At 71.0% G+C, this 20,674-nt stretch carries 20 protein-coding genes; 13 read left to right on the forward strand and 7 right to left on the reverse strand.

What is annotated here, in order from left to right:
* Positions 1 to 161: 161 nt before the first annotated feature.
* The gene (locus ACQRWP_RS31065; protein WP_430499763.1) at positions 162 to 641 is read right to left on the reverse strand and encodes a winged helix-turn-helix transcriptional regulator; all 480 of its coding nucleotides are present in this window, start codon (positions 639 to 641) and stop codon (positions 162 to 164) included.
* Between the two features lie 102 nt (positions 642 to 743).
* On the opposite strand from ACQRWP_RS31065, the gene ACQRWP_RS31070 reads away from it, so the two are divergent.
* Positions 744 to 2,336 (forward strand): MFS transporter, encoded by a 1,593-nt coding sequence (locus ACQRWP_RS31070; RefSeq protein ID WP_430499764.1) that lies wholly within the window; start codon positions 744 to 746, stop codon positions 2,334 to 2,336.
* Here the strand turns inward: ACQRWP_RS31070 and ACQRWP_RS31075 are convergent.
* Positions 2,333 to 3,199 carry an oxidoreductase gene (locus ACQRWP_RS31075; RefSeq protein WP_430499765.1) on the reverse strand — a complete coding sequence of 289 codons (867 nt, stop codon included), beginning with the start codon at positions 3,197 to 3,199 and terminating at the stop codon, positions 2,333 to 2,335. The genes ACQRWP_RS31070 and ACQRWP_RS31075 overlap by 4 nt on opposite strands.
* Positions 3,200 to 3,355: 156 nt before the next feature.
* Here ACQRWP_RS31075 and ACQRWP_RS31080 point away from each other — a divergent pair, with 156 nt between their 5' ends.
* Positions 3,356 to 4,237 (forward strand): helix-turn-helix domain-containing protein, encoded by an 882-nt coding sequence (locus ACQRWP_RS31080; RefSeq protein WP_430499766.1) that lies wholly within the window; start codon positions 3,356 to 3,358, stop codon positions 4,235 to 4,237.
* A gap of 14 nt (positions 4,238 to 4,251) precedes the next feature.
* On the opposite strand, the gene ACQRWP_RS31085 is transcribed toward ACQRWP_RS31080, so the two are convergent.
* Complete coding sequence (locus ACQRWP_RS31085; RefSeq protein ID WP_430499767.1) at positions 4,252 to 4,734, reverse strand: winged helix-turn-helix transcriptional regulator; 483 nt, start codon at positions 4,732 to 4,734, stop codon at positions 4,252 to 4,254.
* A 144-nt stretch (positions 4,735 to 4,878) separates the two neighbouring features.
* Between ACQRWP_RS31085 and ACQRWP_RS31090 the strand changes: the two genes are divergently transcribed.
* The 3 genes from ACQRWP_RS31090 to ACQRWP_RS31100 all read left to right on the forward strand — a co-directional run bounded on the left by ACQRWP_RS31090 (position 4,879) and on the right by ACQRWP_RS31100 (position 6,963).
* The gene (locus ACQRWP_RS31090; RefSeq protein ID WP_430499768.1) at positions 4,879 to 5,211 is read left to right on the forward strand and encodes a nuclear transport factor 2 family protein; all 333 of its coding nucleotides are present in this window, start codon (positions 4,879 to 4,881) and stop codon (positions 5,209 to 5,211) included.
* Between the two features lie 90 nt (positions 5,212 to 5,301).
* A complete protein-coding gene (locus tag ACQRWP_RS31095; protein ID WP_354944028.1) occupies positions 5,302 to 5,844 on the forward strand; it encodes a TetR/AcrR family transcriptional regulator in 543 nt (180 codons plus the stop codon).
* 87 nt (positions 5,845 to 5,931) lie between these two features.
* Complete coding sequence (locus ACQRWP_RS31100; protein ID WP_430499769.1) at positions 5,932 to 6,963, forward strand: medium chain dehydrogenase/reductase family protein; 1,032 nt, start codon at positions 5,932 to 5,934, stop codon at positions 6,961 to 6,963.
* A gap of 7 nt (positions 6,964 to 6,970) precedes the next feature.
* Here the strand turns inward: ACQRWP_RS31100 and ACQRWP_RS31105 are convergent, their stop codons facing one another.
* A complete protein-coding gene (locus ACQRWP_RS31105; protein WP_430499770.1) occupies positions 6,971 to 8,152 on the reverse strand; it encodes a low temperature requirement protein A in 1,182 nt (393 codons plus the stop codon).
* 420 nt (positions 8,153 to 8,572) lie between these two features.
* On the opposite strand from ACQRWP_RS31105, the gene ACQRWP_RS31110 reads away from it, so the two are divergent.
* The 5 genes from ACQRWP_RS31110 to ACQRWP_RS31130 all read left to right on the forward strand — a co-directional run bounded on the left by ACQRWP_RS31110 (position 8,573) and on the right by ACQRWP_RS31130 (position 13,535).
* Positions 8,573 to 8,746, forward strand: coding sequence for a hypothetical protein (locus tag ACQRWP_RS31110; protein WP_430499771.1), 174 nt, complete (start codon positions 8,573 to 8,575; stop codon positions 8,744 to 8,746).
* Positions 8,743 to 9,747, forward strand: coding sequence for a glycosyltransferase family 4 protein (locus ACQRWP_RS31115; protein ID WP_430499772.1), 1,005 nt, complete (start codon positions 8,743 to 8,745; stop codon positions 9,745 to 9,747). The genes ACQRWP_RS31110 and ACQRWP_RS31115 overlap by 4 nt, the downstream gene beginning before the upstream one ends.
* Positions 9,748 to 9,862: 115 nt before the next feature.
* On the forward strand, positions 9,863 to 10,999 hold the full coding sequence (locus ACQRWP_RS31120; protein WP_430499773.1) for a glycosyltransferase: 1,137 nt from the start codon (positions 9,863 to 9,865) through the stop codon (positions 10,997 to 10,999).
* Positions 10,996 to 12,048, forward strand: a complete 1,053-nt coding sequence (locus tag ACQRWP_RS31125; RefSeq protein WP_430499774.1) for a glycosyltransferase — start codon at positions 10,996 to 10,998, stop codon at positions 12,046 to 12,048. The genes ACQRWP_RS31120 and ACQRWP_RS31125 overlap by 4 nt, the downstream gene beginning before the upstream one ends.
* On the forward strand, positions 12,045 to 13,535 hold the full coding sequence (locus ACQRWP_RS31130; RefSeq protein WP_430499775.1) for a glycoside hydrolase family 130 protein: 1,491 nt from the start codon (positions 12,045 to 12,047) through the stop codon (positions 13,533 to 13,535). Before ACQRWP_RS31125 ends, ACQRWP_RS31130 begins: the two co-directional genes overlap by 4 nt.
* 55 nt (positions 13,536 to 13,590) lie before the next feature.
* Here the strand turns inward: ACQRWP_RS31130 and ACQRWP_RS31135 are convergent, their stop codons facing one another.
* The gene (locus ACQRWP_RS31135; RefSeq protein WP_430499776.1) at positions 13,591 to 14,610 is read right to left on the reverse strand and encodes an ice-binding family protein; all 1,020 of its coding nucleotides are present in this window, start codon (positions 14,608 to 14,610) and stop codon (positions 13,591 to 13,593) included.
* A 266-nt stretch (positions 14,611 to 14,876) separates the two neighbouring features.
* Here ACQRWP_RS31135 and ACQRWP_RS31140 point away from each other — a divergent pair, with 266 nt between their 5' ends.
* On the forward strand, positions 14,877 to 16,091 hold the full coding sequence (locus tag ACQRWP_RS31140) for a PP2C family protein-serine/threonine phosphatase (protein WP_430499777.1): 1,215 nt from the start codon (positions 14,877 to 14,879) through the stop codon (positions 16,089 to 16,091).
* 69 nt (positions 16,092 to 16,160) lie between these two features.
* Positions 16,161 to 17,228: a DUF2855 family protein gene (locus tag ACQRWP_RS31145; protein ID WP_430499778.1), complete on the forward strand. Its 1,068-nt coding sequence runs from the start codon at positions 16,161 to 16,163 to the stop codon at positions 17,226 to 17,228.
* Here the strand turns inward: ACQRWP_RS31145 and ACQRWP_RS31150 are convergent, their stop codons facing one another.
* Entirely contained in the window at positions 17,229 to 18,041 is an 813-nt protein-coding gene (locus ACQRWP_RS31150; RefSeq protein ID WP_430499779.1) for a SigB/SigF/SigG family RNA polymerase sigma factor, read from the reverse strand. It lies immediately after the preceding gene.
* A gap of 232 nt (positions 18,042 to 18,273) precedes the next feature.
* Positions 18,274 to 18,459, reverse strand: coding sequence for a hypothetical protein (locus tag ACQRWP_RS31155; protein WP_430499780.1), 186 nt, complete (start codon positions 18,457 to 18,459; stop codon positions 18,274 to 18,276).
* Between the two features lie 321 nt (positions 18,460 to 18,780).
* On the opposite strand from ACQRWP_RS31155, the gene ACQRWP_RS31160 reads away from it, so the two are divergent.
* A complete protein-coding gene (locus ACQRWP_RS31160) occupies positions 18,781 to 20,664 on the forward strand; it encodes a sigma-70 family RNA polymerase sigma factor (RefSeq protein WP_430499781.1) in 1,884 nt (627 codons plus the stop codon).
* Positions 20,665 to 20,674: the final 10 nt, after the last annotated feature.

Consider the following 20,674-nt stretch of genomic DNA (forward strand, 5'->3'; position numbering starts at 1 on the left):
ACGGCTGGAAGTGTGCTGGCTTGCGAGACAACGCCGCAGAGTGCGTGGTGAAGCGCGGCGACGGGTGCGGCAAAGGCGGGCGGCCAGGAAGAGTTGCCGGACCGGGGGTGCCGCGCGACCTGAGTGGCGGCAGGGGTGCCGGTCCGGCCGTGTTCGAAGTGTCAGTTGCGCCGGACGAGGCCCGGGCCGGCGATGATGTCGATGTCGCCGTCCGCGATCTCGTGGCCGGCGGCGCAGCGCAGCACCGCGCGGATCGGCTCGCCGCAGTCGTGGTGGGTCGCGACGACGGACGGGCCGGTGTCGGTGGCGGCCCAGGTGTCGCCCCAGTTGCGCAGCGCGGTGATGACGGGCAGGAGTTCGCGGCCCTTGCGGGTGAGTTGGTACTCGTGGCGGGTGCGCTGCCCGGGCTCCCGGTAGGGGATTCGTTCGAGCAGTTCGGCGGCGACCATCTCCTTGAGGCGGGCGGCCATCGCGGGCTCGCCGACGCCGACCCGGCGGACGAAGTCGTCGAAGCGGCGCGTGCCGAGCAGGGCCTCGCGCATGATCAGGACCGTTGACCTGCTGCCCACGATGTCCATCGCCCGGGCCACCGAGCAGTTTTCGCTCGTCCAGGAATCGCGATCGTCTCGTAGGTCCTCCATGCCGTCCAGCCTACCTGACTTGCATGAAGGCTAGCCAGGTGCTTCACTGGGTGGTCTGACTTCAGCATACGCAAGTCAGACCACCAGCCTGAAGGATCTTCAGTGACCACCAGCGCCACGGCCCCGACCCCGCCCGGAGCGACCCCACCCGGGAAGACCCCACCTGGACCGGCGGCACCCGGGCCAGCCGGCACCGCCCGCTCATCCTTGCGCGGCTCCCGCCCGGTGACCCTGATCGCCATGTGCCTGGGCGCGATGATCACGTTCCTGCAGATCACCGCAACGGTCTCCGCGCTGACCACGATCCAGCGGGACCTGGGAGTCGACCCGACCACCCTGATCTGGATCCCCAGCGCCTACACCCTGATGGTGGCGAGCGTCGTGCTGTCCGCGGCCACCCTGGGCAGCCGCTACGGGCGTAAGCGCATGTTCGGCGCCGGGGTCGTCGCGATGATCGTCGGCGCAGCCGTCGTGGCGGGCGCTCCGACCGTCGCGTGGGTGATCGTCGGGCAGTTGGTCGCCGGCCTCGGTGGTGCCCTGATCCTGCCGAACAGCCTGGCGATCCTCGGCGCGACCTTCACCGACCCGCACCGACGGACCGAGGTCATCACCGCGTGGTCGGCGGCGTCCGGCATCGGGCTCGCGATCGGCCCGCTCATCGCCGGCACTCTGCTGCGGCACCACCAGTGGCACAGCGTCTACCTGTCGACGATCGCGTTGGGTCTGGTCACCCTCGTCGTCGCCGCCGTCGGGGTGGCCGAGTCCCGGCCGAGCGCCGCCCGACTCGACGTGCCCGGCCTGCTGCTGGGCACCGTCGCCATCGCGGCCGCCGTCTACGCGCTGATCCAGGGCGGCAAGGTCGGCTACACCAGCCCGGTGGTGTCGACGGCCTGGGTCGTCGCGGTCGTCGCACTTGTCGCGTTCGTTCTGGTCGAGCTGCGGACCAGCGCGCCAATGCTCGACGTGCGGCTGTTCCGGTCCGCGTCGTTCAGCGCTGTCATGGTCGTCGCCGCGGTGTCGCTGTTCGGTTTCACCGGCGTGGCGATCCTGCTGGTCCTCTTCCACGAACGTGCCCAGGCGCTCAGCCCGCTGGACACCGGCTGGCGGATGCTGGTGCTCTTCGGCGCGTACGTGCTGGTCGCCTTCGGTGCCGGGCGCGCGATTCGTCGTACCGGATTCAAGGCGCCGTTGACCCTCGGCCTGGTCCTCGGTGCGGTGGCCAGCTTCGCGCTGGCGAACCAGGGGCCGACCACGTCGTTCGGTGACCGCTGGGCGCTGTTCGCGTTGTTCGGCGCGGCCGGCGGCCTGGTGGTGGCGCCGGCGACGGCGGCGGCGTTGGCCAGCGTCTCGCCCGCCCAGGCCGGCATGGCCTCCGGCGCGGTCAACGCCGCCCGCCAGGTCGGCTCGGTGCTCGGCTCGTCCCTGCTCGGCACGCTCCTCACCACCACGATGGTGGCCGACCTGCCGGACCGGCTCGCCGCGCACCAGGTCGGCGAACCCACCCGTGCCGCCGTCCAGGCGGCGGTGGCATCCGGCGCCAACGGCGGCCAACCGCTGCCCGACCCGGTCCGAGCGGCGATCGCCGAGGCACTGACCTCCGGTGTCCAGGCCGGGTTGCGGATCAACGGCGTCGTCTTCCTGCTCACCGCTGTGCTTGCGCTCACCCTGATCCGCAACCGGCCGCACCAACACTAGGAGCCGAGCGCGTCCAGCTCCTCGATGGCGTCGGTCGGCAGTTTGAGGTCGGCCGCCGCCATGTTCTCCCGCAGGTGCGCGACGCTGGAGGTGCCGGGGATCAGCACGGTGGTGGGGGAGCGCTGGAGCAGCCAGGCGAGGGCGACCTGCTGCGGTGAGGCACCCAGTCGGGCGGCCACGCCGTCGAGCGTGTCGGACTGCAACGGCGTGAACCCGCCGAGCGGGAAGAACGACGCGAACGCGATGTTCTCCTCCGCGCACCGGTCGACCAGGGCGTCGTCCTGCCGGTTGGCGAGGTTGTAGAGGTTCTGCACGGTGACCACCGGCGCGATGGCCTGGGCCTCGGTGAGCTGGTCGAGCGTGACGTTGCTGAGCCCGAGGTGCCGGATCAGGCCCTCCTGCCGCAGCTCCGCCAGGGCGGTGAACTGCGCACCGAGCGGCTCGTCGCCGGTGCCCTCCGCCACGCCTACCCGCAGGTTGACCACGTCGAGCACGTCCAGGCCGAGGTGTTCCAGGTTCTCCCGTACCTGGGCCTTGAGATCGTCCGGCTCCAACGCCGGGATCCAGGAGCGGTCGGCGCCGCGGCGAGCGCCGACCTTGGTGACCAGGTGCAAACCCTGGGGGTACGGGTGGAGCGCCTCGCGGATCAGTTCGTTGACCACGACGGGCCCGTAGAAGTCGCTGGTGTCGATGTGTCGGACGCCCAGGTCGACGGCCTCGCGGAGCACGGCGAGCGCCTGTTCGCGGTCGCGGGGCGGGCCGAAGACACCCGGGCCGGCCAGCTGCATCGCCCCGTAGCCCATCCGGCTCAGGGTGAGGCCGTCAGCGGGGGTGAGGGCACCGCCGGGAAGGTTCTCGCTCATCTCATCCTCTTGTCAGTAGTCGTCGTGACATCTGCGGCCGTTCGGAACCGGCCCTTCGACGACTGTCCGCCGGGAACGGCCCGGGCGGCAGGGCGAGCTGTTCCTGGTAGTGACACAGCCAGTCACCGGGCCGTCCGGCGATCTACCGTCGGTGGCATGGACGCAACGAACCCGCTCGGCGAATTCCTGCGCGCCCGCCGGGAGCAGACCCGGCCCGAGGACGTCGGGCTCGGCCCGGGCGTGGGCCTGCGCCGGGTTCCGGGGCTGCGGCGTGAGGAGGTGGCGATGCTGGCCGGCATCAGCGCCGACTACTACCTCCGATTGGAGCAGGGTCGCGAGCGGCACCCCTCCGTGCAGGTCCTCGATGCCCTCGCCGGGGTGCTGCATCTGGATCCGGAGGCGACCGCGTACATGATCGGGTTGAGCCGTGCGCGGTCGCGCCGGGCGGCCCGACCGGCCGCCGAGCGGGTGCCGGCCAGCATCCTGCACCTGCTGCGGCAGCTTTCCATGCCGGCCTTCGTGCAGAATCGCTACCTCGACATCCTGGCCTCGAACCCGATGGCGAGGGCGCTGTCGCCGAATCTCGCCCCGGGCGCCAACCGACTCCGCGCGGTGTTCCTGGACCAGGCCGAGCGGGAGCTGTTCCGCGACTGGCGGCAGGCGATGCAGAGCGTGGTGGGGCAGATGCGTGCCGACTCGGGCGGGGCCACCGACGACCCACGGTTGACGGCGCTGGTGGGGGAGTTGTCACTCAAGAGCGACTGCTTTCGGCAGCTGTGGGCGCGCCACGAGGTGCGTCGACGGGAGGGCATCGTCAGCCGGCTGCACCACCCCGAGGTGGGCGACCTCGACCTGTACTGCGACAAGCTCGCGGTGGCGGGCGCGGACGGGCAACTGCTCGTGATCTACCACGCCGAGCCCGGTACGGAGTCCGCCCGCTCGTTGGCGCTGCTCGGCTCGATCGCCGCCAGCAGCGCCGACGACGTGCCGGACAGCCTCCGACCCGGCGACCCGGCCCGCCTCTATCCGCTGGAGTGAGCCCCTTCGGGGCGCTACGGGGTCGCCTGAGTGGGGATGTGCTCGTAGCGCTTGCGCATGGTCTCGCTGGCGGCCGGGCCGGCGGCGAACACGAAATCGGCGTCGTCGAGCGGGCGACCGGTGCGGCGGTCCACGATCACCGGGTCGGCCTCCACCCCGGTGGTCCGGTCGACGAGGATCATGCTGCGCTCGCTCGGATCGAGGCGTGAGTTACCCCAGGCGGCGAGGGCGACGACGACGGGGCGCAGGCTGCGGCCGAGGTCGGTGAGGACGTACTCGTAGCGGTCGGGCCTGGTCTGGTATCGGCGACGTTCGAGCAACCCCTGGCCGGTGAGGGTCCTGAGCCGGCTGGTCAGGATGCTGGACGAGACGCCCAGGTTGGCCTGGAACTGGTCGAACCGGGTGTACCCGTCGAAGGCGTCGTGCAGGATCAGCAGCGTCCACCACTCGCCCACGTGGCCCAGCGCGCTGGACAGCGGGCATTCGCGGTCCTCCAAGCGGATCTTCCCGGCCACAACTGTGCCCTCTCCCGAGTAGGTGCTAGTGTCGAAGTTAGTAGGTGCTAGTTCAGAAGTAACTATACGACGTCCTGGTGACGTGCGCCCCATGCTGCCCAGCGACGTCCGGAAGGGGTTCCCGCCATGACCGTCACCCAGGCCGCACCGGCCATCATCCGTCGCTACTTCGAGCTAGCCGGCCAGCCCGACTCCGAGGACTACTTCGGCCTCTTCGCCGAGGACGCCGTGGTCGAGGACGAGTCGACCGAGCACCGGGGCATCGAGGCCATCCGCCAGTGGCGTCGCGCCGTGCCGCTGGTGTCGTACGAGATCACCGACGTCGAGGAGACTCCCGCCGGCACCGTCGTGACCGCGACGATCACTGGCGACTTTCCCGGCAGTCCGTTCGCCGGCCTCCGGTACCGCTTCAGCGACTACGACGACACAGCGATCCGGCAGCTGCGCATCGCACCCTGATGGCCGGATCGCGTCACGGGCCCGAGCGGCGGACGGCATGACGGAGCGACGGGCTTGACGGCACTTGTTTGTGAGTGCACACTTACAAACATGCGATCCACCGCCGAGGCCCGCCGGGTCACCGTCCTGAACGCCGCAGTGTCGGTGTTCGCGCGCGCCGGGTTCCACGCCACCCCGGTCACCGCCGTGGCCGCGGCCGCCGGCATCTCCGAGGCGTACGTCTTCCGGCTCTTCTCCGGGAAGCTCGGCTTGTTCGTGGCGGCGGCCGGGGCGTGTTTCGACCGGATTGCCGACGCGATCGAGGCGGGTGCGGAGCGTGCCGGGGGTGACAGCCCGCAGGAGATCCTCGACGCCATGGGCGGTGCCTACGCGGAGTTGATCGCCGATCGCGACCTGTTGCTCTTCCAGGTGCAGGCGCAGGCCGTCACGGACATCCCAGAGGTCGCCGAGGCGGTGCGGGCCGGCTACCGGCGGGTCGCGACCTTCGTGCAGAGTCGGGCCGGCGCCAGCGACGCGCAGGTGCAGCAGTTCTTCGCGTACGGCCAGCTGTGCCACCTGATCGTGACCGCGGGCCTGGAGCAGGTCCCGGAACCCTGGGCCCGTGCCCTGACCGCCGGCATTCGCCACCCCTGACCGACCCCGATTGCCGGGCCGCTTCGGCGGCCCACTTTTTGAGCCCGCCAAGTGTGTGAGTACACACTTACAAACAAGGGAAGCTCGATGACCACCGACACGACGATCACCGAAGTGGTACTGCCCGGCGTGGTGGAGCCCGACGGCCTCCTGCTGCACCGGCGCCCGATGCCCGTCCCCGCCCGGGGGCAGGCGCTCGTCCAGGTCGAGGCCACCGGCATCTCGTTCGCCGAGCAGCAGATGCGCCACGCGCTCTACCCCGGCCAGCCGAAGTTCCCGTTCGTGCCCGGCTACGACCTCGTCGGCACCGTCCGGGCGGTCGGTCCCGGCGGCGACGACGCGCTCGTCGGGACCCGGGTGGCGGCGGTCACCAAGACCGGTGCCTGGGCCACCCACGCGCTTGTCGACATCGACGCCCTGGCCCCCGTACCGGGAGGTCTGGACCCCGCCGCGGCCGAGACCGTGGTCGTCAACGGGGTGACCGCCTGGCAGATGCTGCGGGACGCCGACCTGACGGCCGGGCAGACCATCCTCGTGCACGGCGCGAACGGCGGCGTCGGGAGCGTGCTCGTCCAACTCGGTCGACACCTCGGCCTGCGGGTCATCGGCACCGCCGCGGAACGGCACCACGCCGGGCTGCGCGAACTCGGCGTCGAACCGTTGGACTACCGGGACCCGGACATGGCCGCGCGGGTCCGCGAGCTGTCGCCGGGCGGTGTCGACGCCGTCTTCGACCCGGTCGCCGGCCCGGGCGTACGCACCTCGTACGCCCTGCTCGCCCCCGGCGGCAAGCTGGTCGTCTACGGCAACGCCGCCGCCGTCGGCACCGGGCAGTCGGTCGCGTGGGTCTTCGTGAAGCTGCTGACCCGCCTCTACACCTGGAACGCGCTGCCCAACGGCCACCGGGCCGGCTTCTACAACTTCTGGGCCGGCCAGCTCACCCGGCGGGCCGCGTTCCGCCGTCGCCTGCGCACCGACCTCGGCATCGTGCTCGACCTGCTGCGGGAGGGAGTGATCGTGCCGCAGATCGCCGCCCGCTACCCGCTCAGCGAGGTCTCCGCGGCACTGGTGTTCGCCGAGAACCGCAGCCGGGCCGGCAAGGTGGTACTGGAGCCCTGATCATCGACTACGTCGAGGGCATTGGTGGTTCGGGCGCGCGCCCTTGGGCCCGGATGCTGTCGGTGACGGCAACCCCGGCGAGCACCAGGGTTGCGGCGAAGCCGGCCACCAGCGCGGGGGTGAGCATCAGGACGGGTCCCGCGACCGCCAACGCGAGCAGCGCGAGCAGTCGAGACGGCGACACGCGGCTGAACACCTCGTACTCGAACCGAGCGCGTCCAAGCAGGAACAACGCGGGCCCGCCGAGAAGGACGCCGACCAACCACGGCGACGCCTCCTCGGCGGGGTGGGCGATGACGGCTTCGAAGCCCGCGGAGGCGGCCACGATGCCGGCCACCATGAGTAGGTGAGTGTTGGGCGCGGACCGCACGAACCTGCCTGGGTCCCGGGAGGTTTCGATGGCGGCTTTCAGCAGGGCCCCGGCGCGGTGGACGTAGATCTGCCACAGCAGCACGGCCGTTGCGAACCCGACCAGGAGTGCCGCCGTCCGGTCGATGGTCAGGTCGTGGGCGGCGTAGGTCAGAGTGATGACGAGGATGAGATCGCCGAGGGCGAGCGTGAAGATCTGCTGGTAGCGCTCGGCCAGGTGGTCGGCCGCCACCGCGTAGTCAGGTGTGGGTAGACGGCCGATTACCGGCGTCGGGTGACGGAGCCAGGCGGCTCCGTAGTCGATGGCGAGCGCGGCGGTCCACAGCAGGCCCCGCGCCGAACCACTCACCAGAGCGCCAGCTAGCCACGGCACGGCGGACACAGCGAACCAGAACATGAGCCGACCTGAGCGTTGCTGCTCCAGGTGGGCGCCCAGCGCGGCGACGAGGAAGGTGCCACGCCCCACCTGAATCGCCACGTACGCGCCCGCGAAGACGAGGCCGTGCTCGGCGAAGGCTCCGGGCAGCGAACCCGCCATCAGGATCGTCCCGAACATGACCCAGACCGTGATGGCGAAGATCAGACGCCGGCCGGGGCGGTGGAGTTCGGTTGCCAGCGCGTTGGCTGCCCAGACCCACCAGATGGCCATCAGCAGCACCGCGGCCTCGAAGGCCCCGACCCAGTCGAGGCGCTGCGCCAGGGTTTGTGAAGTCAGAGCGAGCGCGGCGACGAACACCAGATCGAGGAACAATTCCAACAGGGTCGCCCGCTGGGGCCCCTCATCCTCGCGGGTCAGCCCCACCGCTTGGTCGGTCGTCATCAGGTGCCCGCCTACGTGCTCCGGCCCTCAATGCTAGTGAGATTTCGGTGGTAACTCGGGCAAAGCCGGTATGCCGGCCTCGTCGAGGTGCCGGATCCAGGCCGCTGGGCAGCACCTTCCGACCGGCCCGGCTGCCCGTGCGTGTGCAGCCGCACGTCACGAGGGCGTACGGTGAACAAGTCGCCCGGGACCCCGGTGGCCGCCAGACGCCGTCGCCATCAGCCCATCAGGGGTGTTACCGAACGTCATCCCCGTCGCCGCGACTCGCTGGTCGTGCTGGCCGATCGCCGACCACGTCCCGGCCGTCGGGTTCGCCCGTCATCGCGGTCGGAACGGTTGGTGGTCCGGTATCCAACCGCACGTGCGCAGCACTGTCCGTGCGAATGATCGTTTTGAACACCTTAACCAGGGGAGCGCCAGATGAGAATCGCCAGAGACAGGATCGTCACCGCACTTCGCGACCGGGGTCAGGTGGCCCGGGCCGCCTGGGTCGAGCGCGAACTGCCCGAGTGGGTGGACCCGGCCAAGCACACCGGGCTGCTCGCCACCCTGAACCTCAACCCAGCTGATCTCGTCGACGCGTCCTCCCCTTGAGGGTTGCGCTGCTCGGACCGGTCGCCTGGCGTACGCCCCCACATCACTACGGCCCGTGGGAGCAGGTGACCGGCCTGCTCGCCGAGGGGCTGGTCAGCCGCGGGGTCGACGTGACGCTCTTCGCGACACTGGACTCCGTCACGTCCGCCCAGCTCGACGGAGTCTGCCCACGGGGGTACGCGGACGACCCGGACCTGGACGGTCGGGTGTGGGAGGCGATGCACGTCTCCCACGCGATGGCCCGCTCGGCGCAGTTCGACCTGGTACACAGTCACCTGGACTGGTTGCCCCTGGCGTTCGCGGAACACTGCCGCGCGCCGCTGCTGACCACAGTGCACGGTTTCTCCGGCGCGGGGATCCTGCCCGCCTATGGCCGAGCCCGCTCGTCGTACGTGTCCATCTCCGACGCCGACCGGGCGCCGGAGCTCGACTACGTGGCCACGGTCTACCACGGCGTCGATGTCGGCGGACTGCCGTTCACCAGTGAGGCTGGTCCCGGGCTGGCCGCCTTCGGCCGGATCCACCCGGACAAGGGCACCCACACCGCGATCGAGATCGCCCGCCGAGCCGGCCGGCCCCTGACCATCTGCGGGATCGTGCAGGACGAGCGGTACTTCGCCGAAGAGGTTGCCCCGCACATCGACGGCGACCAGGTCGTCTTCCTCGGTTCGGTGGGTCCGCGGCGGCGTGCCGAGGTGCTGGGTGACAGCACCGCACTGCTGCACCCGATCGCCTTCGACGAGCCGTTCGGGCTGTCGGTCGTGGAATCGATGGTCTGTGGCACCCCGGTCGTCGCCTACAAGCGAGGGTCGATGGCCGAGGTCGTCGACGAAGGGGTGACGGGTCTCCTCGTCTCCACCGTCGACCAGGCCGTCGAAGCGATCACCCGGGTCGCCGGCCTCGACCGGGTGGAGTGTCGGGCGCGGGCTCTCAAGCGCTTCAGCGCGGACCGGATGGTCACCGACTATCTCGCCGTCTACGACAAGCTCGTCCACAACTGACTGAGCTGCACCGCTCTCCGTTCCGCCGGTCACACACGCTGACCGGCGTGCGCCGTCCCCGCGTGAGGCTCACCCGTACTACTGCGGTGGCCGACAACCGGAAGGCCCGACGTTCATGCCCAGCTACGGATTCCTCAGCACCCACCCACCGACCCGGTGCGGACTGGCCACCTTCAACGCGGCCCTCGCCGCCCAGTTGACCGCGGACGGCACCCGCAGCGGCATCGTCCGGGTCACCGATCACGGCGACGACCAGCGGCCCGTACCCGGGGTGGTGCACACCTGGTCGGCGCGTGACCCGGCCGGCTGGCGGGAGGCGGCGGCCGCCTTGAACGCGTACGACGTGGCGATCGTCCAGCACGAGTACGGCATCTACCCCGGCACCGACGGCGAGGAGGTCCTGCCGTTGCTGCGGCGGCTCAGCGTGCCGAGCATCGTGGTTCTGCACACCGTGCTCAGCCAGCCCTCGGCCCGGCAGAAGTCCCTGTTGGAGCAGATCGTGGCGACCGCCGGGGCGGTCGTCACGATGACCGACACGGCTCGCGACCGGCTGCTCGTCGGGTACGCCGTGCCTGCGGGCAAGGTGACGGTGATCCCGCACGGCGCGGCCGAGCTTGCCGGTGTACCCGCCGACCGGCGTACCCGACCGCACCTGCTGACCTGGGGGCTGCTCGGGCCGGGCAAGGGCATCGAGTGGTCGTTGCGGGCCCTTGCGCGGTTGCAGGATCTGGAACCGACTCCGACCTACACGGTGGCGGGGCGGACCCACCCGAAAGTGATCGAGCACCACGGTGAGGCGTACCGGGCGGGGCTGCACCAGCTCGGTGCCCAGCTGGGCGTCGCGCACGCCGTCGACTACCAGGACGTCTACCACGACCAGGAGGCGCTGGGCCGGTTGATCCGCTCCGCCGACGTGGTCGTCCTGCCCTACGACTCCCGCGAACAGGTCACCTCCGGGGTACTCATCGAAGCGGTGGCCGCCGGAGTGCCCGTCGTGGCGACGGCGTTCCCGCACGCCGTCGAGCTGCTGACCGGTGGGCCCGGTCTGGTCGTACCCCACCAGAACCCGGCGGCACTGGCCAAGGCGATCCGGCGGGTCCTGATCGAACCGGGCCTGGCCGCCCGTTTGGCCGGACGGGTCCGCCCGCTGGCCGCGCACCTGCGTTGGCCTGCGGTGGCGGCCCGCTACGGCGCCCTCGCCGACGAGCTCGTCGACGCCCGCTCACCCGCCGTCAGCGCGGTGCCGGCGTGACGGCGACCACCGGACACCCCCGGACGTCGACGCGTGGGCGCTGGGTGACGGCACCCGCCCCGAGCTTCGCGCATCTGGCTCGGCTGAGCGATGACACCGGTCTGTTCGAGCACGCACGGCATGCCATCGTCCGGCGTGAGCATGGTTACTGCACCGACGACGTGGCTCGTGGCCTGCTGGTCGTCAGTCGCGAGCCGGAGCCGAGCGAGGAACTGCTCCGGCTGGCGGAGGGTTACCTGGCGTTCCTGACCCACGCGCAGGACGCCGGCGGAGCGTTCCACAACCGGCTCGGGTACGACCGGCGCTGGGTCGACGGGCCGGGGCTCGGCGACTGGTGGGGTCGAGCTCTGTGGGGCCTGGGCACTGCCGTCGCCCGCAGCCCCGCCCCATGGGTACGCGAGGAGGCGCTGGTCGCCTTCAGTCGCGGCGCCACCCGGCGGGCCAAGGCCCCGCACACGATGGCCTTCGCCGGTCTGGGCGCGGCCGAGGTGCTTCGCCGTCACCCGGGCCACGTCGCCGCCGCGTCCCTGCTGGCGGACGCGGCCAGCACGATCGGCCCGCCGGCCTCCGATGCGGGGTGGCCGTGGCCACGGCAGGAGCTGACGTACGCCAATGCCGCCCTCGCCGAAGTGGTCATCGCCGCGAGTCAGCTTCGCGAAGGTGGCCCACCTCTCGACGATGGCCTGCGCATGTTGACCTGGCTGCGTGATGTTCAGCTCCGCGATGGGCGGCTGTCGGTCGTACCCGCCGGGGGTTGGCGGCGCGGCGCCGTACGGCTGCACCACGACCAGCAGCCGATCGAGGTCGCCGCCCTGGCCGATGCCTGCGCCACGGCGGCCACGGTCACCGGTGACCCGGAGTGGGACAACGGGGTGCGGCAGGCGGTCGGGTGGTTCCTCGGCGACAACGACCTCGGCACGCCGATGTGGGATCCGACGACCGGCGGTGGCTACGACGGGCTGACCCCGCACGGGCCCAACCTCAACCAGGGCGCCGAGTCCACCCTCGCGCTCATCTCCACGCTTCAGCACGGCCGGCGGTGGTCGTGACCCGGAGTCTGGCCGTCCGGCAGGACGTCACTCTTACCCCGGATCCACGCCGCGTCATCGTCAAGCTCTTCGTTCCGGGTGAGGACGCCGCGGTGGTACGGACCCGTGCGCAGGCACTGATCGACCGGGTCGCGCACCTCGACGACGAGGAGACCGCACGACTGCTGCGGGACACCCTCGACCGGTTCGGTGCCCGGCACCGCGACCTGGCCGGCACCTTCCACCACCACTACGAGCTGGTCCGGCATCGCGCCGCGCGGGCCCGGGACCTCTCACCGAACAGTCGGCTGCTGGTCGGCGCCTACTTCAGCCACGAGTACGCCGTCGAGGCCGCCGCCCTGTGCAACCCGTCGATGGTGGTCCACCCGGACCAGAGCGGTCTCGGCCCGGGGCAGCTGCGCGTCGCCATCAGCCTGCGCCAGGTCGGGGAGGGCCACGTGTCCTCGATCGGATTCGCCACCGCGATCGTCGGACCCGGGGAACAGCTCACGATCGCCGACCGGGCCGGGCCGTTGGCCGTCGGGCAGCGGATGGGTGTACGGCACCGTCGGGACCTGCTCGTTGCCGGCCTGGCCGAGGAGGGCTGCGACAACGAGGTCGCGGCCACGGTGCTGGACGCGTTGCCCGAGTGGTACGACGAGGCCGCCTTCGAGCGGGTGCTCGGCAACCTGCCACCCGATCTGCTCTCCCGTAGCACCGGGTTGGGGACCGTCGAACAACTGCGTCGTACCAACGCCGGCAGTTACGCCACGGGCTTCCCCGCGGACACGGTCCTGCACCAACGGGTGTTGTGGCCAGCGATCCCGGCGGAGAGCAACGGCATGGAGGACGCCCGGTTCGTCCGCTTCGTCGATGAATCCGGACCGGTGTACCGGGCCACCTACACCGCCTACGACGGCCGGAAGATCGCCACCCGCGCGCTGGCCAGCGACGACCTGCGCCGGTTCGAGATGACCCCGATGCGCGGACCGGGCGCCCGCAACAAGGGGCTCGCGCTGTTCCCGCGTACCGTCGGCGGCCGGCACCTGGCACTCTGCCGTGCCGACGGCGAGACCATCGGCCTGACCGCCCTGAACGGCGAGAGCCGCTGGCAGGCCCCGACCCCGTTGCACGCACCGGGCGAGAGTTGGGAGTTGATCCAGGTCGGAAACTGCGGATCACCGATCGAGACCGACGCCGGCTGGCTCGTGCTCACCCACGGCGTCGGGCCGATGCGTCGGTACGCGATCGGTGCGCTCCTGCTCGACCTGCACACACCGGAGCGGGTCGTCGCCCACCTGCCTGGTGCGCTCCTCGCACCCGACGAGGACGACCGGGACGGGTACGTGCCGAACGTCGTCTACTCCTGCGGTGCGCTGGTGCACGACGGTGAGCTGTGGGTGCCGTACGGGGCGAGTGACGCGCGAGTGGGATTCGCCACCGTGCCGCTGTCCGCGCTCCTCAGCGCGATGGTCGAGGCCCCAGAATCGGGCAGCCGGAACGAATGAGCGCGGTGGTGCTGCCCCGGCGGCCGGTTGGTCACCGGCCGCCGGGGCGCATCGGTCAGGACTCAGACCTGCGGCGTCGATAGAGGAGCAGCAGAGCCGCGCCGGTGGCGACGGCGACGCTGCCGATTCCGGTCAGGACGGGAAGCAGGGCGGCATCGCCGCTGCTGCCGGTCACGGGCAACTCGCTGCGGGTGGGCCGTGCCGTGGGCTGCCCGGTCGGCGTGACCGTGGGCTGCCCGGTCGGCGTACCTGTGGGCTGGCCGGTCGGGGTGCTGGTCGGCGTGCCCGTGGGCGTACCTGTGGGCTGGCCGGTCGGGGTCTGGGTGGGCGTCCCCGTCGGCTGGAGGCAGACGGGGGCGTTGATGGTGTTGGTGTCCAGGGTGACAGCGCCGGTCTGTGCCAGGGCGCGGCCCTGGAGGGTGGCGCCGGTGTTCATGGTGATCGAGGTCTGGGCCAGGATGTTGCCCATGAACCGGGTGCCCGTGTCGAGCGTGGCCGAGCTGCCCACCTGCCAGTAGACATTGCAGGGCGAGGACCCGTTGATGAACACGACGCTGCTGTTGGGCGCGGTGATGAGTGTCGAGGCGATCTGGAAGATGAACACCGCCGCCGGGTCACCCTGACTGTCGAGCGTCAGGGTTCCGGTCAGCTGCGCGGCACCGATCCGATAGACGCCAGGGAGCAGCGTGGTGCCGCCCAGCTCGGCCGGCAGGTTGGTGAACGGGGTCCGGCCGGCCGCGTCGTTGTAGGCGGTGGTCAGGTCGTTCTTGGCCTGCAGGGCGACGGCGTCGCCGAGGTGGGTCTCGCCGCCGACGATGCCCGGCGGGAAGCCGGGCGCGGTGTTGCCAGGGCTGACGCCGAGGCTCTGGGCGAGGAAGCTTGGACCGGTGTTGGTGACCGTGGAGCCGGCGAGTACGGAGAAGTTCGCCGCCGTCCCGAGTCCCACCGGTGCTTCGGCGGCGCTCGCGCCGGTGCCGCTGACGAGAAGGACGGCGACGGCTGTACCACTGGCGGCGATTGCCGCCAGTGCGGACAGGGCCACCCGTCTCGGTTGGCTGAATAGTTTGGTTGTCACGACGTGCCCTTTCGCGAAGGCATCTCACCAGACGCCAGTTGTGCGGCGGCTGGAGGCCGCACGAGCCACAGAGGTTCTCAACCGGACTTTTGCACACCTAATTCGCAAAAGTTGCAAAACCAGCGAGATGGATGAGGTCGGTGGGGCGAAAGGTGGGCGACCGGTCAGGCGTGGACGATCGGCAGGCGAGGAACGCGGCGGGGCGCGGTAGCCTCACCGCTCGCACTACGTGCTCCTGCGATCGGGAGGACAGGGGGAGGTGGAGCATGGCCGACGTCGGCGAGGTGGTGCGGTGGTTGCAGCTCAACGCGCCCCGGGGTGGCCCGGACGAGGTGTCGCAACTGGTCGCCCGTGCGGCGCCCGCCATCGACGCCAGCGAGATCGTGATCTATCTGGCCGACTACACGCAGACCCTCCTCGTGCCGCTGCTCGGCGCGGGTCTCGACCGGGACCAGTTGCCGATCGAGACGACGCTCGCCGGCCGGGCCTTCACCACCCTCGACATCCAGCGCGCGCCCGACAACCCGGACCGGGTCTGGGTGCCCCTGCTGCTCGGGTGCGAGCGGATGGGCGTACTGGAGATCGTCTCCCCGGTCGCCGCCGATGAGACGATGGACGGTTCGGCCTGGGAGGTGGCGGTCAACGTCGCCCAGATCCTGGTCAACCGCCGGCTCTACGGTGACGTGGTCGAGCGGATGCGGCGGCGGATGCCGATGCAGGTCGCGGCCGAGATCGTGTGGGGTCTGCTCCCACCGCTGACCTTCGCCACCGACGACCTGGTGGTCACCGCCATCCTCGAACCGTGCTACGACGTCGGCGGCGACATCTTCGACTACGCGTTGAACGACGACGTGCTCAGCGTCGGGCTCTTCGACACCTGTGGGCACGGCATCAAGGCGAGCACCCTGGCCTCACTGGTGGTCAGCGCGTACCGCAACGCCCGTCGGTGTGGCCTCGACCTGGTCGACACGGCGATCAGCATCGACCGGTGGGTGCGGTCCGAGCACCCGAACTTCTTCGCGACCGGGTTGCTCATCGAGTTGGACCGTCAGACCGGCCGGCTCAGCATGATCAACGCGGGTCACCCAGGTGCCATGTTGCTGCGCGACGGCAAGGCCATCCGAGAGCTCCCTGGGCCGACCGCGTTGCCCCTCGGCCTGGGTCACCTGACTCCCCGCCGACCGCGGGTACACGTCGAGGACCTGCACCCGGGTGACCGCATCCTCGCCTACACCGACGGCATCACCGACGCCCGCAGCGCGGAGGGGGAGCAGTTCGGGCTGGACCGGCTCGTCGACTTCGTCAACCGCGCTTTGAACGACGGGTTGCCCAGCCCGGAGACGATGCGTCGCCTGGTCCGCGCGGTCGTCGGCTACCAGGACGACCAGCTTGAGGATGACGCGACCGCCCTGTTCGTGGAGTGGCGGCCGCCGCACCTGCCGCTCGCGCACCTGCGCGACCTCGCCGCGCTCCGACCCTGACCGCGCGCAGTGGGATTTTGCACTCGCAGTGCACTTGTCTCCGATTGCGGGGCTGTCTAGCGTCACCTCATGGCTGACTCATGGACCTTCGCCGTGGCGCGTGACGACCTCGGGCAGACCACGCTCGTCGATGGCTCCACTCCCGCCCTGGCCGACGGCGAGGCGCTGCTGCGCGTGGACCGCGTCGGCCTCACCGCCAACAACGTGACCTACGCGGTGCTCGGCGACTCGATGCGCTACTGGCAGTTCTTTCCGCCGGCGGCCCAGGGCCTCGGGCCGCAGTGGGGCCTGCCGCCGCTCTGGGGCTTCGCCGACGTGGTCGCCTCGGCGGCGGCGGGGGTCGAGGTGGGGCAACGGTTCTACGGCTATCTCCCGCCCGCCGGTCACCTCGTGGTGCGGCCGGACCGGGTGGACGCGTCCGGGTTCCGCGAGGCGAGCCCGCACCGGGCCGAGCTGCCGTCGCCGTACAACGCGTACCGGTCGACCACCGGCGACCCGGCGTACCAGCGCGACCAGGAGGATCTGCTGATCCTGTTCCGGCCGCTGTTCTTCACCTCGTTCATGCTGGCCGACCAGGTCGTCGACAACGACTTCTACGGCGCCGAGGCGCTGCTGGTGTCGTCGGCGTCGAGCAAGACCGCGTACGCCGCCGCGTTCGAGCTGCACCGGCGCGGGCCGCGCCTGGTCGGTCTCACCTCACCCGGCAACCTGGCGTTCACCCGGTCGCTCGGCTGCTACGACGAGGTCGTGTCGTACGACGACATCGACGCCCTCGACGTGGTCCCGACGGTCTACCTCGACCTGTCCGGCGCGCCCCCGACCCGTGCCGCCCTGCGTCGGCGCCTCGGCGACCGGCTCGTCCGGGACATCGCGGTCGGGCTCACCAACCAGACGCCGAACGCCGAAGCCGCCGAGGAGGTGTTCTTCGCGCCGGTGCAGATGCGCAAGCGCAGCCACGACTGGGGCCGCGACGGCCTCGACCAGCGGTTCACCGAGGCATGGCAACGCTTCGCCGCCGTGGTGAGCGGGTGGCTGGACGTTCGGGTGGGTGCCGGGCCGGCGGCGCTGCAACACGCCTGGCTCGACGTTCTCGCTGGTCGTACGCCGCCACGGGTGGGCCACGTCATCCAACTCTGATCAGGCTGAGGCTGCGATGTCGGGATTGAGCTGGTGACGCAGCGCGGCCAGGGAGCGGGTGATCAGCCGGGACACGTGCATCTGTGAGACGCCGATCCGGTCGGCGATCTGGGCCTGGGTCAGGTTGCCGTGGAAGCGCAGGCTCAGGATCTCGCGTTCGCGGGCCGGCAGCGTGGCGAGGGCCGGGCCGAGGGCGACGCGGATCTCGACGAGATCGAACGCGCGGTCGTCGTCGCCGAGGGTGTCCCCGAGCTCGCGGCTGCCGTCAGCCCCGGTCGGGGTGGACAGCGAGGTGGCCCGGTAGGCGCGTGCACCCTCCAGCCCCTCCAGGACGGTCTCCTCGGTCACGTCGAGGTAGGACGCGACGTCGGCGACGGTCGGCGAGCGGCCGAGGTTCTGAGTCAGGGCGCTGTTCGCCGCGCTGATCGACAGGCGCAGCTCCTGGAGGCGGCGGGGTACGCGCACCGCCCAGGTGCGGTCCCGGAAGTAGCGCTTGATCTCGCCGACGATGGTGGGAATGGCGTACCCGCTGAAGTCGACGCCTCGGTCGTGGTCGAAGTTGTCCACGGCCTTGATGAGCCCGACGAAGGCGGTCTGGGCCAGGTCGTCATCGGGTGCGCCGCGTCCGCCGTAGCGGCGGGCCAGGTGCCGGGCGAGCGGCAGCCACGCCTCGATTGCGCGGTCCCGCACTGCCGGACGGCGGGGATCGTCTGCCGGGGTCGCCGCCAGGGCGGCGAGGAGGTCGTCCGGGCTCTGCTCGCTGCTCCGCGGATCGATGCCGGCGCTGGTGGCGTTGTCGACGATGGTGGCCATCTGGGTGGTCCTTCCCGCAGGCCCGTCGATCGAGTCGACCGGAAGGGTCTCCGAACCGGCTACCGCCGGGGCGCACGTACGGGCGAAGGTGCGCTGTCGCAAGGCCACGAACACGGGCCTCGCCACCGCGTCATGTCGTTCACTTGATGACCCGGACACTACCCGAAAGACTGACTATTTTCTAGCCGAAAGTATGAGACCAAGCATTCGGGGTAGGGGCAGCGCGTTGAGATCAGCCGCGCTCATCCGAGGCGTCGACAGCGGCCGGGGCCGACTGGGCCGGCTTCACCGCGAACGGGTGGCGCAGTCGCCGCATGGCCTCCTCGCTGCTGTCGAAGGTCACCGCCGGTCCGTCCAGCCCGTCGCCGTGCGACGTGGCGAGGAACAGGGCGGGTCGGCCGTTGTCGTTCGATGTCATGCAGGGATCCTGTCTCTACGAAAGGGGTGCGTCTGGGGCCTCGGCAACGTCGGCCGTGCGACCTGGTGACGCTTCGGCGCACACGTTGGCGCCCGAATGCTGGTGTCCTGTGCACGGGCGAGCGCCCGGCGACACCGACACCCCGCACCATACCCGGCGTAGCCGCCCCTTATGCGCCGCCGACGGACCCGTCTCGCTTGTGGCGAACCGGGCGCCCGGGAATTCTGTAATCCCACCCGCTGCCGCGAGTCTCCGATCTTGAGGGCGGTCAGCACACCCAGCGTGGGCGCCGCGCGGATGAGCACCCGAGGAGTGAGACCCATGTCGTCAGCCGGTCGAGCACTGCCCGATGTCGGGTTGGTCGTCGCGGCCCGGCAGGGCGACCAGCGCGCTCTCGATGACGTCGTCGCGGCCTCGCTCCCGCTGGTGTACAACATCGTCGGGCGTGCGCTGCGCGGTCACGCCGACGTCGACGACGTGGTCCAGGAGACGTTGGTACGGGTGATCCGGTACCTGCCCGCGCTCAACGACCCGGCGGCGTACCGGTCCTGGCTGGTGGCGATCACCATCCGTCAGGTGCGTGACTGGGAGACGCGCCGCCGCGTCGCGCTCAACCGCGACGCCGGGCTGGACGCGATCCACAACGTGCCCGACCCCGCCTCCGACTTCGCGGGAATGACCATCCTCCGGCTCGGCCTCACCGACCAACGACGCGAGGTCGCCGAGGCGACCCGCTGGCTCGACCCGGACGACCAGGAACTGCTTTCGCTGTGGTGGCTGGAGGAGACCGGCGAGATCACCCGGAACGAGGTCGCCGACGCGCTCGGGTTGTCACCCGGGCACGTCGCGGTGCGGATCCACCGGATGAAGGAGCAGATCCAGAGCGCCCGCGGCGTCGTACGCGCGCTCCGCGCCCGCCCTGGCTGCCCGGACCTGGGCGCCGTGACCGCCGAGTGGGACGGCACGCCCAGCTCGCTGTGGCGCAAGCGACTGGCTCGACACGTCCGCGACTGCGCGTTCTGCGGACGGCTGGGAACCACCCTCCTGCCGATCGATCGGCTGCTCGCCGGTATGCCGCTGCTGCCGCTGCCGGCGGGTCTCGGCGCCCACCTGCCGAGCGCGGCCGCCCCGGCCGCCGCCGCGCAGGCCGTCGCGCCGCCGAGCCCGACGGCCGGACCCGCCGCCGGGCCGACCCCACCCGGCGCGGTGCCCACCGATGCGGGCGGCGGCCCGAGCGTCGTCGACCTCGCGGTGAACCGGCCCCGTGGCCTCGTGCCGTCCCTCGCCGCTGGTGTGGCCGCCGCCGTCCTGGCCATCACCATGGCGGTGGTGATCCTGCCGGACGATCCGTCCGCACCCTCGTGGGCGGCGCCGCCGTCTGCTGCGCCCACCGTCATCGCCACCCCGAGCGTCGCGCCCTCGCCGAGCGCGCGGCCCTCGTCGAAAGCTCCGGTGGTTCCGGCGGTCAGCTCCGCCCGCAAGGGCGTCGGGGTGTGGAACTTCGCCGGGGCGAGCCAGGCGTTGGCGAACTCCAAGGCCAGCTGGTACTACACCTGGGGCACCCAGCACCCGGGGATCAGCACGCCGCGCGGTGCGACGTTCGTGCCGATGATCCGCAGCGCGGAGAACGTCACCGCCGCGGAGCTGGCTCGGGCCAAGGCCGCCGGGCCGTACCTGCTCACCTTCAACGAGCCGGACCTGCCCGAGCAGGCGAACATGACCGTCGAGCAGGCGTTGGACCTGTGGCCGCAGCTGATGGCGACGGGCAGCAAACTGGGCAGCCCGGCGGTCGCCTGGGGTGGGCCTGACCCGCAGGGTTGGCTGGACAGGTTCATGACCGGCGCCCAGGCCCGCGGCCACCGGGTGGACTTCATCACGCTGCACTGGTTCGGCGCCGACTTCACGACCGCCACCGCGGTGGCCCAACTCCGGCAGTACCTCCAGGCCGTCTACCAGCGGTACCGGAAGCCGATCTGGCTGACCGAGTTCGCGCTGATCCGCTTCGCCGGGGGCGGTTCGCAATTTCCCAGTCAGCAGCAGCAGGCGGCCTTCCTCACGGCAGCCACCGCCATGCTCGGCCAACTCCCCTACCTGCAGCGCTACGCCTGGTTCGGGCTACCCGCCACGGACAAGGATCGGTCCGGGTTGTTCAGCGACGGGACCGAGGCGACAGTGGTCGGCCGCGCGTTCCAAGCCGCCCGCTGAGCACTGGCGA

This window comes from Micromonospora trifolii (assembly GCF_050516465.1).
Taxonomy (GTDB): Bacteria; Actinomycetota; Actinomycetes; order Mycobacteriales; family Micromonosporaceae; genus Micromonospora; species Micromonospora trifolii.

Bases quoted from the DNA above. Each gene is read 5' to 3' on its own strand.
- ACQRWP_RS31065 (WP_430499763.1), bottom strand. From the start codon at position 641: ATGGAGGACCTACGAGACGATCGCGATTCCTGGACGAGCGAAAACTGC.
- ACQRWP_RS31075 (WP_430499765.1), bottom strand. From the start codon at position 3,199: ATGAGCGAGAACCTTCCCGGCGGTGCCCTCACCCCCGCTGACGGCCTC.
- ACQRWP_RS31080 (WP_430499766.1), top strand. From the start codon at position 3,356: ATGGACGCAACGAACCCGCTCGGCGAATTCCTGCGCGCCCGCCGGGAG.
- ACQRWP_RS31090 (WP_430499768.1), top strand. From the start codon at position 4,879: ATGACCGTCACCCAGGCCGCACCGGCCATCATCCGTCGCTACTTCGAG.
- ACQRWP_RS31095 (WP_354944028.1), top strand. From the start codon at position 5,302: ATGCGATCCACCGCCGAGGCCCGCCGGGTCACCGTCCTGAACGCCGCA.
- ACQRWP_RS31100 (WP_430499769.1), top strand. From the start codon at position 5,932: ATGACCACCGACACGACGATCACCGAAGTGGTACTGCCCGGCGTGGTG.
- ACQRWP_RS31105 (WP_430499770.1), bottom strand. From the start codon at position 8,152: ATGACGACCGACCAAGCGGTGGGGCTGACCCGCGAGGATGAGGGGCCC.
- ACQRWP_RS31110 (WP_430499771.1), top strand. From the start codon at position 8,573: ATGAGAATCGCCAGAGACAGGATCGTCACCGCACTTCGCGACCGGGGT.
- ACQRWP_RS31120 (WP_430499773.1), top strand. From the start codon at position 9,863: ATGCCCAGCTACGGATTCCTCAGCACCCACCCACCGACCCGGTGCGGA.
- ACQRWP_RS31140 (WP_430499777.1), top strand. From the start codon at position 14,877: ATGGCCGACGTCGGCGAGGTGGTGCGGTGGTTGCAGCTCAACGCGCCC.
- ACQRWP_RS31145 (WP_430499778.1), top strand. From the start codon at position 16,161: ATGGCTGACTCATGGACCTTCGCCGTGGCGCGTGACGACCTCGGGCAG.
- ACQRWP_RS31150 (WP_430499779.1), bottom strand. From the start codon at position 18,041: ATGGCCACCATCGTCGACAACGCCACCAGCGCCGGCATCGATCCGCGG.
- ACQRWP_RS31155 (WP_430499780.1), bottom strand. From the start codon at position 18,459: ATGACATCGAACGACAACGGCCGACCCGCCCTGTTCCTCGCCACGTCG.
- ACQRWP_RS31160 (WP_430499781.1), top strand. From the start codon at position 18,781: ATGTCGTCAGCCGGTCGAGCACTGCCCGATGTCGGGTTGGTCGTCGCG.